The organism is Chromobacterium haemolyticum (assembly GCF_002081825.1).
Classification (GTDB): domain Bacteria; phylum Pseudomonadota; class Gammaproteobacteria; order Burkholderiales; family Chromobacteriaceae; genus Chromobacterium; species Chromobacterium fluminis.
Genome location: NZ_MUKU01000048.1, coordinates 22,473 through 36,125 on the forward strand (window position 1 = coordinate 22,473; position 13,653 = coordinate 36,125).

The 13,653-nt window shown below is 63.3% G+C and carries 11 protein-coding genes; 5 read left to right on the forward strand and 6 right to left on the reverse strand.

Annotated features, from left to right (window positions below; all coding sequences use genetic code 11):
• Positions 1-394: 394 nt before the first annotated feature.
• Positions 395-799: a DUF3995 domain-containing protein gene (locus B0T39_RS22550; protein WP_081550703.1), complete on the reverse strand. Its 405-nt coding sequence runs from the start codon at positions 797-799 to the stop codon at positions 395-397.
• 226 nt (positions 800-1,025) lie between these two features.
• On the opposite strand from B0T39_RS22550, the gene B0T39_RS22555 reads away from it, so the two are divergent.
• A complete protein-coding gene (locus B0T39_RS22555; RefSeq protein ID WP_081550704.1) occupies positions 1,026-2,147 on the forward strand; it encodes a hypothetical protein in 1,122 nt (373 codons plus the stop codon).
• Positions 2,148-2,221: 74 nt separating this feature from the next.
• Here the strand turns inward: B0T39_RS22555 and pta are convergent, their stop codons facing one another.
• From pta to B0T39_RS22575, 4 genes are all read right to left on the reverse strand, one after another.
• Positions 2,222-4,306, reverse strand: coding sequence for a phosphate acetyltransferase (gene pta, locus B0T39_RS22560; RefSeq protein WP_081550705.1), 2,085 nt, complete (start codon positions 4,304-4,306; stop codon positions 2,222-2,224).
• 115 nt (positions 4,307-4,421) lie between these two features.
• Entirely contained in the window at positions 4,422-5,615 is a 1,194-nt protein-coding gene (locus tag B0T39_RS22565; protein ID WP_081550706.1) for an acetate/propionate family kinase, read from the reverse strand.
• 92 nt (positions 5,616-5,707) lie between these two features.
• Entirely contained in the window at positions 5,708-6,499 is a 792-nt protein-coding gene (gene pflA / locus B0T39_RS22570) for a pyruvate formate-lyase-activating protein (protein ID WP_081550707.1), read from the reverse strand.
• A gap of 419 nt (positions 6,500-6,918) precedes the next feature.
• The gene (locus B0T39_RS22575) at positions 6,919-7,698 is read right to left on the reverse strand and encodes a FadR/GntR family transcriptional regulator (protein ID WP_254894627.1); all 780 of its coding nucleotides are present in this window, start codon (positions 7,696-7,698) and stop codon (positions 6,919-6,921) included.
• Between the two features lie 176 nt (positions 7,699-7,874).
• On the opposite strand from B0T39_RS22575, the gene lhpI reads away from it, so the two are divergent.
• From lhpI to B0T39_RS22590, 3 genes are all read left to right on the forward strand, one after another.
• The gene (lhpI, locus tag B0T39_RS22580; RefSeq protein ID WP_081550709.1) at positions 7,875-8,786 is read left to right on the forward strand and encodes a bifunctional Delta(1)-pyrroline-2-carboxylate/Delta(1)-piperideine-2-carboxylate reductase; all 912 of its coding nucleotides are present in this window, start codon (positions 7,875-7,877) and stop codon (positions 8,784-8,786) included.
• A gap of 89 nt (positions 8,787-8,875) precedes the next feature.
• The gene (locus B0T39_RS22585) at positions 8,876-9,892 is read left to right on the forward strand and encodes a proline racemase family protein (RefSeq protein ID WP_081550710.1); all 1,017 of its coding nucleotides are present in this window, start codon (positions 8,876-8,878) and stop codon (positions 9,890-9,892) included.
• A gap of 79 nt (positions 9,893-9,971) precedes the next feature.
• Positions 9,972-11,114, forward strand: coding sequence for a branched-chain amino acid ABC transporter substrate-binding protein (locus B0T39_RS22590; RefSeq protein ID WP_081550711.1), 1,143 nt, complete (start codon positions 9,972-9,974; stop codon positions 11,112-11,114).
• A gap of 522 nt (positions 11,115-11,636) precedes the next feature.
• Here the strand turns inward: B0T39_RS22590 and B0T39_RS22595 are convergent.
• The gene (locus B0T39_RS22595) at positions 11,637-12,311 is read right to left on the reverse strand and encodes a M24 family metallopeptidase (protein ID WP_081550712.1); all 675 of its coding nucleotides are present in this window, start codon (positions 12,309-12,311) and stop codon (positions 11,637-11,639) included.
• 735 nt (positions 12,312-13,046) lie between these two features.
• On the opposite strand from B0T39_RS22595, the gene B0T39_RS22600 reads away from it, so the two are divergent.
• Positions 13,047-13,487, forward strand: coding sequence for a hypothetical protein (locus B0T39_RS22600; protein WP_081550713.1), 441 nt, complete (start codon positions 13,047-13,049; stop codon positions 13,485-13,487).
• Positions 13,488-13,653: the final 166 nt, after the last annotated feature.

Consider the following 13,653-nt stretch of genomic DNA (forward strand, 5'->3'; position numbering starts at 1 on the left):
TTGCGCGGCCAAATCTCCCTTTACCCTAAAGGCCGCCCTGCAAGCCTGGCCTGCGGCTACCCGTCGGGTCCCGTCAGTCCCGAGGCGCGGCTGAACTCGCAGCGCGCTAACGTCGCGCTGCTCGAACAAGCAGCCGCTTAAAACCTCGGGCCTGCCACCCGACGGCAGGCTTGAAGGGGTCCGGGGCGCGTCGGATACAGGGTTTCCTACGTATCTAGCAACGGTTAAGCACATCTACTAAAGATCGTGAACAGGTTCTGAGAAAGCGGAGTGTACACACGGTACATGAGCATTTCGAAGCGCTACTCGCCGTGTCACGTCTCACGACGCGCAGCAGATCGTAAACAGGTTCCAACGAGAACAGCGGGCGGCTAGCCGCCCGCTTTCAGGAGGGTTACCAGGCGAGGATCAGCAACGAACTGCCCAGCAACAAACACAAGGGGGAATAGAAACGCGTGTCGTTGCGGGCGAATCGGCTGTCGCGCACGCTCTTGAACAAGCCCACGTAGCGGAATTCGCCGATGCCGCGCAACAGCAATGCGGCCGCCAGCGCCAGCAAGCCCCAGCGCACGGTCTCCATTTGCCAGAAGCGGGTCAGATGACCATGCAGCGCCACCGCCAGCGCCGACAAGGCCAGTATGCCGGCCACCGCGAAAGTGCCGCCGCGGGTGGGCTGGAACAAGGGCTTGCCGTCCACCTCGGGCACGGCTGCGCCCATTCCGACGGTGCCGCCCAAGGCCCAATAGCAATGGACCAGACTGATAATCAGAAAAACAGTAATCAAAAACAGGCTCAGCATAAGCAGGTTCCCTTTCTAATTAAGTGTTTATCGGAAGTTCAACCTCCCTTTGATTATAACACAATCCCATCTGCATTGATCTACAGCCAAAAAACGGTAACGCCGGGCAAACTCGCGCCCATCCCGCTGATGGCGCGCTGAGTGAATTCTGCAAGCCGCGATCCGGCTTTTTGACGACAGTAGCGGGGTCAAACCATTCCATGCCCTCTACTTGAAAGCCGACCCCATGCCAAACATCACCGCCCACAGCGCTGCTCGCCCTCTCGCCGCTCCCGCGGCCTTGCCGACTGCCCGCGCCGCCGCCGCTCAGCCACAATTAGGCCTGGGCCGATGCCTGACCAGCGCCTCGAATCGCTGCGCCGCCGCGCCGGACCGCCCGCAAACCACGCAAGGGCCCGTGCCGCAGCAAGCCCGTTTCCAGTCGCTGTTGTTCCGGGTGGCCAACGGCGCGGTCAACGCCTCCCCGGCGCGCCAGGACCAAGCGGTGGCGCTCTACGGCCTGAGTCACGCGCAAATGCAGCTGTCCCGTTTCTTGCGCGGCGAACTGGACATGCAAAACGTCGCCACCATCGCCAATTACAATAAGCAGCTGGGCATCGTCCATTACAGCCGCGACGACGCCATGTATCGCATCTCGCCTCGCAAGCTGATCCAGGAATTCAGCCGCCACATCAGCGACGCCGCCGCCGGCAAGCTGGTCAAGCGCGCGCCGCAGCCGGCCGCCCCCATCCTCCAGGCCTGGGCCGATTACCTGGGCGCCCATCACACGCGGCTGGACCCGTTTGTCCGGCTCAACGCGCTGCTGGCCGACGTGCCGCCGGCGGAGCGCTCCGCCGTGGCCACCCGCTTTGTGCTGAAGAACACCAGCGGCGGCTGCCGCACGGAAACCACGGTCAACACCTTGCTCTATCTGGTGCATGCCTGCGGCTGCAAAAACGCCGACGACGTCGCCGCCGCTCTCGGCAAGCGCACGCTGGAACAGCGCGACCTGCTGGACCTGTCCGAACTGTTCATCAAGCACTTCTTCCGCAACTCCAGCAAACTGGGCCTGGAATTCTTCGCCCAACAAGGCGCGGAAATCGCCTTTGCCTGGAACGACGCCGGCCGCGGCAAGATGGACCTCGAAGCGATACGGCAAAAACCCTGGCAAGAACAGCAACGCCGCTTCCAGCACAGCTACGAGCCGATCACCTACTCCGAAATCCGCTCCGTGCTGCGTCAACCCGAGCTGTTCGACGGCAAAGTCTCCAAAGTGTATTTCGCCAACGACAGCGTGGAACTGGCCGGCTCTCCCGCCTCCGAGCAATGGGTGGCGCTGACGCGCCCCATCGCCGCACAGCGCCACTAAACAAGGCCGCATAAGACAACAGCCCCCGGAGCGCAAGCGCCGGGGGCTGTTTTCAGGTCAAGCGTTCTCGCCGCTTACTGCGCGTCCGCCTGGATCGCGGTCAGGGCGATGGTGTAGACAATATCGTCCACCAGCGCGCCGCGCGACAGATCGTTGACCGGCTTGCGCAGGCCTTGCAGCATCGGACCCACCGACACCACGCCGGCGGAGCGCTGCACCGCCTTGTAGGTGGTGTTGCCGGTGTTCAGGTCCGGGAACACGAAGACGTTGGCGCGGCCGGCCACTTCGCTGTCCGGCGCCTTTTGGCGGCCTACGGACTCCACGCTGGCGGCGTCGTACTGCATCGGGCCGTCAATCATCAGGTCCGGACGCTTTTCCTTGGCGATGCGGGTGGCTTCGCGCACTTTCTCCACGTCCGAACCGCTGCCGGAAGTGCCGGTGGAGTAAGAGATCATCGCCACGCGCGGGCTCAGACCGAAGGCGCTGGCGGAATCGGCGGACTGGATGGCAATGTCCGCCAGCTGTTCCGCGTTCGGGTCCGGGTTCACCGCGCAGTCGCCGTACACCAGCACCTGATCCGGCATCAACATGAAGAAGATGCTGGACACGATGCTCGCGCCCGGCGCGGTCTTGATCAGCTGCAGCGCCGGACGGATGGTGTTGGCGGTGGTGTGCACCGCGCCGGACACCAGGCCGTCCACCTCGTTCAGGGCCAGCATCATGGTGCCGATCACCACGCTGTCTTCCAGCTGCTCCGCCGCCTGCGGCGCGGTCAGGCCCTTGCTCTTGCGCATCTCCATCATCGGCGCCACATAGCGGGCGGCGGCCTCTTTCGGGGCCAGGATTTCAATGTCGGCCGGCAGGGTCACGCCCTGAGCTTCCGCCACTTGGCGGATGCGTTCCGGTTCGCCGATCAGCACGCAGCGGGCGATGCCCTTCTCGTGGCAGATGGCGGCGGCCTGGATGGTGCGCGGCTCGTCGCCTTCCGGCAGCACGATGCGCTTTTGCGAGCGGCGCGCGCTCTCGATCAGACGGTGGCGGAAGGCCGGCGGCGGCAGGCGCACTTCGCGCGGCTCGCCGATCTTCTGCACCAGCACCGCGGTGTCGATGCGCTCGGCCACGAAGTCGATCATCGCCTGCATGCGCTCGGCGTCTTCCATCGCCACGTGACGGTCCAGATTGGCCAGCATGGTGCTGGTTTCATAGGTGTCGCGCTCGGTGGACAGAATGGTCAGGCCGGCTTGGCGCGCGGACTGGATCAGCGGCAGGATGCTGCCGGACACCGGTTCGCCGCAGGTCAGCAGCAGGCCGGCCAGCGGCACGCCGCGCAGCATGGCCAGCGAGGTGGCCAACACCACGTCGCTGCGGTCGCCCGGCGTCACCACCAGAGTGCCCGGCAGCAGGCGTTCGGCCATCTTCTCCACGGTGCGGGCCGCCACCACGGTTTCGCGCATGCGCGCTTGCTCGATCTGGCCGGCGTGTTCGATCTTCAAACCCAGCGCGCTGACCACGTCCAGCACGCGCGGCGCGTCCAGCTTGGCGTCGTAAGGCACGCAGCCCAGCAGCGGCGTGGCGCAGCCCAGCTCCGCCAGCTCGGCGCGCAGGCCGGCCAGATTGCCGCACTCCGCGCCGCGGTTCAGCAGCAGACCGGCCAGTTTGCCGTTGCCGTCGGCGCCGAACTGACGCTGCACCAGCTGCACGCATTCGGCGATGTCGCGCGCGCCGCGGCCGGCGCCGGACAGCACCAGCAACAGTTCGGCGGACAGGCTGCCGGCCATTTCCGCGTTCAGGCGGATGGCGGTTTGCGCGTCGCTGTCCGGCACCAGGCCTTCAACGATCAGCACATCGTGATTGTCCCGCGCCTGTTCCGCCAGGCGCACCACGTCTTCCATCAAGGTGGCCAGCTCGCCTTCGCGCAACATGGCTTGAGCGCGGGCGAAGGGGATGGACGCCGGCGCGTCGATATTGCACAGCTGGCGGGCAAAGTGGCTGGACAGCTCGGCGCCCACGCTGGCGGGCTGCGCGATGGGTTTGACGAAGCCCACCTTGATGCCGTCGCGCTCCAGCGCGTGCACCAGGCCCAGGGTCATGGAGGTCAGCCCGGCGTCCGAACCATAGGAAGCCAGGAAAAACACTCGTTTCGGTTGTTGCGATGTCATGAGTTTTGCTTTCGACGCGCGCGCCGCCGCAAGGCGGCCCGGCGTTCAGAATCAGGCGGCGGCCGACGGAGCGCCGGCCGCGCGATACAGACGCGACTTGCGCCGCGAGGTCCTATCAGATACCGGCCAGGTCGGCGGTATCCTTGGCGATCATCCACTCTTCGTTGGTAGCCATCACCAGCGCGGTGGTGCTGCCCGGCTGACTGATCACGCCGGTGTTGCCGCGCACGGCGCGCTCGTTGGCGGCCGCGTCCACGGCGAAGCCCAGCACCTTCATGTGGTTCAGGGTTTTTTCACGCAGCAGGCTGGAGTTTTCGCCGATGCCGCCGGTGAACACCAGGGCGTCGATGCGATCCAGCGAGGTGGCCAGGCCGCCCAGCAGGCGGGCCAGACGGTGGGCAAACATGTCCAGCGCCAGTTGCGCGTCCACATTGCCTTCCGCCGCCGCCTCTTCCAGAGCGCGACAGTCGCTGGACACGCCGGAAATGCCCAGCAGGCCGCTCTGCTTGTTCAGCAGATTGTCGATGCCGTCCAGATCCAGGCCTTCCTTGCGGGCGATGAAAGTCACCGCGGCCGGGTCGATATCGCCGGAACGGGTGCCCATGATCAGGCCTTCCAGCGGGGTCATGCCCATGGTGGTGTCCATGCACTTGCCGTTCTTCACTGCGGAAGCGGAAGCGCCGTTGCCCAGGTGGGCGATCAGGATACCGTGATTAGCCGGGTCCAGCTTCAGCTCGGCCACGGTTTCGCCGGCGATGAAGCGGTGGCTGGTGCCGTGCATGCCGTAGCGGCGCACGCCGTATTCTTTGTAGAAGCGCTGCGGCACAGCGTACATATAGGCCGGTTTGGGCATGGTCTGATGGAAGGCGGTGTCGAACACCACCACCTGCGGCAACTTGGGGAAGGCTTTCTGCGCGGCGCGGATGCCCACCAGGTGGCCCGGGTTGTGCAGCGGCGCCAGCGCGCAGCATTCTTCGATGCCGGCCAGCACTTCGTCGGTGATCAGCGCGGACGCCTGGAAGCGCTCGCCGCCGTGAACGATGCGGTGGCCGATGGCGACCACGCTGTCCAGCCACTCATGCTCGCCCATGAAACGGGTCAGCGCTTCCATCGCCTCGGCGTGGCTGCCGCCGTTCAGCGACTCCGTCTTCTTGCCTTCCGCGGTTTTGAAAATGATGCGCGAATCCGCCAGGCCCAGGCACTCGGCCAGACCGGACAGCAGCGGCTCGCTGGAGCCCTTGGGCAGCAGCGCGAACTTCAGCGAGGAACTGCCACAGTTGATCACCAGAACTTCAGAAGATGTCGTCATAATATATCAGCGATTCATGATAGATAATTCGATAAACAAGCAGCGCCGCTCCGGGCGACGCTGCCAGCCAAAAACCACCGGCCGGAAGGCGTTCAAGTCACCTTCAAGCCTTTACAGGAAAACAACTCGCGGGCACGTTTGACTTGCTCCGGCGTGGGAATCGGCGTATCCGCCAACTGATATTCCATGCCCAGCTTCTGCCACTTGTCCATGCCCAACTGATGGAAGGGCAACACCTCGACCCGCTCCACCACACTGCCCAGGCCGGCGACGAAATCCGCCAGCCTGCTGATGTCCTCGTCGCCGTCGGTCAAACCCGGCACCAGCACGTAACGCAGCCACATTTTCTTGCCCAGGCGTTGCAGGCGACGGGCAAAGTCCAGCGTCGGCTGCAAGGGCTGGCCGGTCAGCGCGTGATAGCGCTCCGGGTCCGAATGCTTGATGTCCAGCATCACCAGGTCCACCGCGTCGAACCACTCGTCGCTGACCCGCTCGTGCAAAAAGCCCTGGGTGTCCAAGGTCGTGTGCAGGCCGAAGCGGCGCTTGGCCTCGCGGAACAGCTCGCCCACGAAAGCGTCCTGCATCAGCGGCTCGCCGCCGGACACCGTCACGCCGCCGGCGAACTTCAAAAAGCGCGCATACGGCTCCAGTTCCGTCATCGCCTGCTCCACCGTGACCTGGCGGCCGTTGTGCAGCTTCCAGGTATCCGGGTTATGGCAGTATAGGCAGCGGAACTGGCAGCCCGAGGTGAAGAAGACAAAGCGCATGCCAGGCCCATCCACCCCGGCCCCGCTCTCCGTGGAGTGCAGGTAACCCACCACGGATTCGGGAGACATGGCGTGTTCTTGCGGGACCGTGTCCACGGCGGTTTGGGTATCTGGCATGCGTTTGTGCTCCTATGGCCGACACAGGCAAGCCCTTAACAGGCCGCCATTTAAAGCATAGTGCGCGGTTCCGAACGGGGGATATCCCCAAACGCCAGAGCCGAACACAAATGTTATTTTACGAACACATTTTATATTCTAAAACGAAAATATGTGTTTGATACAGGTCAAAAGCGTACATTGTGATGTGCGCACGCCACATTTCCCAGCACCCTCGCCCCGGCAAACCCTTGATTTACGTGGAGTTCTAGTTAAAACAGTCGTTAGTTTTACCTTGCACTGCAATATTTTCGCTCGTTCGCGAACATCCTCATAACACGCCAGCAGCATAAACCCGGCCCCGCAAGCAGCCCTGTCCAGTGACGGGCGCGCCTGCGGGGCCGGAGCCGTTCAGCCATGCGGGTCAATGCGCTGGCGGCTTAGCCGGAGATATCCCGCCTTACCCGTCGCAAATGCTGCTCAACGTAAAAGGCCGCGGCATCCTCATCGCCGATGACGATGGATTCGTAAATCAGCTGATGCTCCGCAACGTACAAGCTAATACGCTCCTCGTCGTAGATGCCATCGTCGCGCAAGCGCTGCCATAGCGGCTGCGCCATGGCTTTGGCCACCTCATCCGCAATGCGCACCATCAACGCATCGCCTGTCATCACGGCAAGTTGCCGATGGAACAAGCGGTCGCTTTCGCTCCAGAGCACTTGCTGCGCCGGGATGTCTATGTTTTTGACCCCCTTCATTTGCGCCAGGTAATACTCCGCCCTTTCATCACGCTGGCCTTTTCTGGCCGCCATGCGGGCAATGGCCGGCTCTAGTATCAACCGAACTTCCAGCGTCGATATCGGACTGTCGTCCGCCTGCCCGCGCTCGTTTTCGGGCACGGCTTGCTGCAGCCGTTGCAGGGCATCCCGGCAAACATAGGTGCCCGATCCGCGGCGGGTCATCACCAGCTGCTGATTCTGCAAAGCGCCAATGGCCTCCCTCACGGCAGGCCGGCTCACGCGGTAGCGGGTGGCAAGGTCTCTTTCCGAGGGCAGGCGCGACTCAGGAGGAAACTCCCCGCCAACAATGCCGTTGCGGATCTGCTCAGCAAGCTGCTCATAGATGGGAAGCGGCTGAAAGTGGCTCTGTTCCAGTGTACTGGCATCCATTCTGGTTACCCCAAAACCAATTTGTTGTGTATTGGTGACAATTGCGACCACGTCTCCGCCGCCGCAGCAGAAACCCTTGTGACGCCACCTCTAAATTGGTAATTTATAAAACAAGTTAACGATATAACAAGGCAATTTTAAGACCAATTCTATTGATCTCGGCAGAAACCCCAAGGACAAACCGCGGATTTGGTCTGAATTTTGCCACTTATCGACAAAGGCGCACCATGTCCCTCCCCGTACTGCCCGCCTCCGCAACCAAGAGCTTGTTGCCGATTGCCGATCTTTGCCAGGCCCTATCCCTTGCCGCCGCCGAGTATACGGCTGGGCGGATCGTCAGCCCTGAGCGGCAGGTGCTGCCCTTGCGGGGCGACGCCGTGCTGCTGTCCATGCCGGCCAGCGCGAACGATATCGGCATTCACAAACTGGTCAACGTGTGCCCGGACAACCTCAAGCAGGGCCTCCCCACCATCCATGGCATCGTCAGCGTGTACGACGCCCTCACCGGCCAGCCGCTGCTGATTCTTGACGGCCCCACGGTGACCGCCCAGCGCACCGCCGCCATTTCCATGTTGGCGATCAACAGCCTCTACCCCGGCAGGCCGGCCACCATCGCCCTGATAGGCACCGGCACGCAGGCCGTCGGCCATCTGGAAGCCATTGCGGAGTTGTTCCCGGACATCCGCGTGGATGTGCATGGCCGGGAAATGGCGGACAGCGCCGAGTTCTGCCGCCGGCACGCCCCCCTTCCCTTAGCGCTACGGCCATGCCGCGGCCGCGTAGCGGACGATGTCGGCGTGGTGATCACACTGACCACCAGCAAAGCGCCGATCTACCACGAGGACGCCCGCAGCAATCGGCTATTGGTGGGAGTGGGAGCGTTTCGTCCGGACATGGCCGAAATCGGGCCGGCCGCTATCGCCGGCAGCCAGCTGTTCTCTGACGACCCTGTCGGAGCGCGACATGAAGCGGGAGACCTGATCCAGGCGGGCGTGGACTGGAACACCGTGCAGTCCTTGGCGGAAGCGATAGCGGGACGCTACGACGCCAAGCGCCCGCGCCTGTTCAAGAGCGTGGGCACCGCGGCCTGGGATTTGGCGGCGGCGCGCTGCGCGCTGGCCAATTGGAAGGCCGTCTAACCGGGCGGCAGCGTCCAGTTAAAACCGCGCAGCGTACCTGAGCCAAGGCGAGCCAGTGCGCCTCGTGACCAACAGAGGGAGTGAACAATATGAATCCATTGCCTGCGGATTTTGTCATCGAGACCGTGGAAATGCACACCGGCGGCGAACCGGTGCGCATCGTGCTCAACCTTAGCGACAGGATTCAAGGAGCGGACATCCTCGCCAAACGCCGTTTCATGAGCGAGCGCCTGGACCCTGTGCGCCGCCTGCTCATGCATGAGCCACGAGGCCATTACGATATGTATGGCGCGGTGCTGGTGCAGCCCTCCATGCCAAACGCGGACCTCGCCGTGCTGTTCACCCACAACGAAGGCTATAGCACCATGTGCGGGCATGCCGTGATCGCCCTGGCCCGCTTTGCGGTGGATAGCGGCAAAGTGCCCGCCGTGGCGCCGCTGACGCGGGTGGGCATCGAATGCCCATGCGGCCTGGTGGAAGCCTTGGTGGAAATCCAGAACGGCAAGGCCGGCGCCGTGCAATTCGAGAGCGTGCCCGCCTTCGCCTTTGCCCTGGACCTGCCCGTCAGCGTGCCGGGCATAGGAGAAATCGCCGTCGATATCGGCTACGGCGGCGCCTTCTATGCCGTCGTCTCCGCCGAAAAGCTGGGCGTATCGCTGGCTGGCCCCCTGCGCGAACTGGTGGACGCCGCCACCGCCCTCACCCAGGCGGTGCGCGACGCCATCGCGGTGCGCCACCCCATCGCCGACGACCTGAGCTTCTTGTACGGCAGCATCCTCACCGATGGCCGCGACCAGGCCGCCGATGGCGGCAGCCGCAATGTCTGCGTCTTTGCCGATGCCGAAGTCGATCGCAGCCCCACCGGCTCCGGCGTCACCGCGCGCATGGCCATCCGTCACGCCAAGGGGCTGGTTGCGCCTGGGGAAACCTGTGAATTCGAAAGCCTGACCGGAGCGCTGTTCAGCGGCACGGTGGTCCGCCAGGCCCAACTGCCGGGCCATGACGCGGTGACGGTGCGCGTGGCCGGACGCGCCCACTACAGCGGCAAAGCCAGTTGGTCATTGGAGCCTGACGACTTGATTGGCCGGGGCTTCCTGCTGCATTGAACGCTTGCATGGCGGCACCCCAGCCGTGAAAACGATGGCGCGGCCAGCCATCAAACCGAGCAGCGCAAAGGAGACACGCATGAAACAGCAGCATTCTCGCAGCCTGATCGCCCTATTGGTTCTTGGTGGCACGATGCCCCCCTTCCTCACCCCCGCTCATGCCGACACCGTGGTGAAAATAGGTTTCTCCTCACCCTTGTCCGGCCCGCAATCCCACTACGGCAAGGACAATGAGAACGGAGCCAAACTGGCGATCAACGAGCTGAACGCCAAGCCCATCACCCTAGGCGGCCAAAAAGTGAAGTTCGAACTGCGGTCCGAAGACGACCAGGCGGACCCGCGAGCCGGCACGCAAGCCGCTCAACGCCTGATGGATGCCGGCGTCAAAGCGGTGATCGGCCACTTCAACTCCGGCGTCACCATTCCCGCCTCGCGCCTCTACGCCAAGGCCGGCGTCCCGCAACTCTCGGTCTCCACCAACCCGGCCTACACCGCCGCCGGCTACAAAACCGCCTTCCGTCTGGTGGGCAGCGACAGCCAGGTGGGCGGCGCGCTGGGCCGCTATGCGGTACAGCAGCTCAAGGCGCAGCGCATCGCGGTCATCGACGATCGCACCGCTTACGGCCAGGGCATTGCCGACGAATTCATCAAATCCATCGCCGGCCTGGGCAAGCCGCCGTTCAAGCGTGAATACACCCATGACAAGGCCACCGATTTCAGCGCCATCCTGACCGCGCTGAAAGCGCAGCAACCGGACATCGTGTTCTACGGCGGCGCGGACGCCCAAGCCGCTCCGATGGCGCGCCAGATGAAGCGCCTGGGCATGAGCGCCACCTTGATGGGCGGCGACATGCTGAGCACCGAGACCTTTATCAAACTGGCCGGCGCCAATGCGGCGGGCCACATCTCCGCCGTACCCGGCGGGCCGCTGGAAGCGCGCCCGGCAGGCAAGGCATTTCAAGCGCGCTACCAAGCCAGCTACCAGCAAAACGTCGTCCTGTTCGCCCCGCACTTCTACGACGCAGTCATAATGGTGGCCGACGCCATGAAGCGCGCCAACTCGTCGGAACCGGCCAAATACCTGCCGCTGCTGGCCCAAACCCGCTACCAGGGCGTCAGCGCCGACTTCAGCTTCGACGCCAAGGGCAATCTGAAGCAAGCGCCGGTGACGATCTCCGCGGTGGAAGGCAATACCTGGAAGGTGCGGTCCGTGGTGCAGTAAGAACCGGTCTACGATCTTTCCGAGTGATGGCTCCAAGACATTGAATCCGCTGCGCGGATGATGATTTTCATTGCCGGGGCTGCCCGGCGAGCAGGGAGGAGATATTTGCTTGGCCAAATATCCCCTCCACCCCTAAAGGCCACCCTGCAAGCCAGGCCTACGGCTTCCCGCCGGTTCCCGTCAGGTCCGAGGCGCGGCTGAACTCGCAGCGCGCTACCGTCGCGCTGCTCGAACAGGCAGCCGCTTAAGACCTCGGACCTGCCACCCGACGGCTGGCTTGAAGGGACCCGGGGCGCGTCGGATACGCGGCTTCCTGTGCCCCAAACCGTGTTTCAAAGCACAGACAAAAGATCGTAAACAGACTCTGAGAACCTGCTTACGATCTGCTGCGCGTCAGCGATACCGCCTTGCCTCAGGCGCTCTGCGCGGTTGTGTTAGCCGTTCACAGTTCGCCCGCGTCGCGGACGCAAACCCCGGCCAAACGCCAAAGCTGGCGGGCGGCTCGCCGCCGCCCGTCATGGATCAGGACTCGCTCACCAGCAAGTCCTCATAGAAAGCGCCGAATTCGCCGGACGGATCGGCAATCTGGATTTCCAGAATCCACAAACCGGCGTTCGGGCATTGGGCGAAGTCGCCCAGGCTGCCGGCCTTGTAAATGGAGTGCGGAAAGTCCGACACCCGGTGGCCCTTGATGTCCAGGTTCAGCCGCCAGCCCATTGCCTCGGCGCGCTCCGCCGCGTACTGGTACAAGGCCGGGCCGGCCAGGCGCTCGCGCCGCCACTTATTCGCCACCTCCTGCCACAACTGGCGCGCCGCCTCGGCACAGGCCTGCTTGCGCGCATTGTCGCCAGTGGTGAAGGTATCGCCGGCGTCGCCCTCGTGGCCGTCCCAGACAATGCCCAGATCAATGAAAAAGATATCGTCGTCCAGCAGCACATTGTCCGGGTCGATCTGCTGCTTGAAGATTTTCAGCGTGCTGCGGCCAAAGCGGACGATGATGCCGTGCCAGATGCGGTCCATGCCCATGCTTTCCAGCTCCGCCTTGGCCAAATCCTTGGCCTGCTGTTCGGTCATGCCGGGGCGGATCTGCGCGGCGATGCGCCGTACCGCCGCCATGGTTTTGTCGCGGGCGGCGATCATTTTGTCTAGGGAGAAAGCGCTGCCCACCGCTTCCGGAGGGAGAGAGACTGAGGTCATAAGGAATGCCCTATCTTGAGGAAAAGACAAAGAGACGAATGGGCAAAGGATTATACCGCAGCGTCGCGGAATCATGACATTCAAATCACAAACCAAATCAGCCCGCCTGCCTCTGCAAAGTTGTGCACGATCTTTTGCCAGCCTTTTGGGCATAGCCCCCAAACCCCGAAGAAAACCACGTATCCGACGCGCCCCTACTCCCTTCAAGCCTGCCGACGGGTGGCAGGCCCGAGGTCTTAAGCGGCTGCTTGTTCGAGCAGCGCGACGGTAGCGCGCTGCGAGTTCAGCCGCGCCTCGGGACTGACGGGAACCGGCGGGAAGCCGTAGGCCAGGCTTGCAGGGCGGCCTTTGGGGTGAAGGGGAATTTGGCCGAGCAAATTCCCCTTCCTGCCCGCCGGGCGGAACCGGCCCTAAATCATCATCCGCGCAGCGGATTCAAGCCCACGCTAGCTTGACCCTGTCACCCCACTCGGTAACAATCGCCGGGTGCTGTCACTAACGGCACCGGGATTGGCGTCCCGTTCGAAACAGGGGGATGAAGGCGCGTCTGCGCCTTTATCCGTACCCGCTCTACGTCTGTACTTCATGCATGGCTGGCGGGTGCGTGGTGGGAGAGCGCCTAGCGCTCACCGATTCCTTGTTTCTCGGTACGCCAATCCTGTCTCGCGCCTGCCTATACCTACCCAGCGACTCACAGGCAGGTGGTTTATCTTGTGTCACCGCAGGAGAAACACCATGTCGAAAACCTTTCCCACTCGCCGCCGCTATCGTCAAGCCTCGATGGAAGCACGCGAAGCCCTGCTCCCCTTCGTGTCCCGACGCCCAGGCCGGCCCCAAGCCGACTACTGGCACATGCCGGACGCCCACCCGGACTACGCCGCCGACTGCGCCTACGGCCGCGAATGCGGCGCTCACTTCGTCCAATGGCTGAAGGACAACCCCGGCTATTGCGGCCAAAGCCTGCTGGCGCGCATCACCCGCGACATCGACTTCCGCAAGCCGGAACAGCGTGGCTACCGAGTGGGCTTCTTCAACTATCTGGAAGCCATGCTCACACTGGCCGCGCGCAAGGTGGACGTGTTCGAGCATGTTGACGAACTGCACCGCCAGCAACAGGCGCAGATCAAACGCAAGAATATGGAAAACCGCTCAGTGCGGAAGATAGAGAAGAAGTAAGGAAGAACGAACCCCGGCTTAGGCCGGGTGATCTTCCCCTGATCTGCTCCCCTTAGGCCTTACCAATCAAAAGTAGAGAGAAGTCCGTCACTGAAGGAGAATGACGGACATGAAGAAGAGCAGATTCACCGAAGAACAGATCATTGGCTTTCTCAAGCAGGCCGAA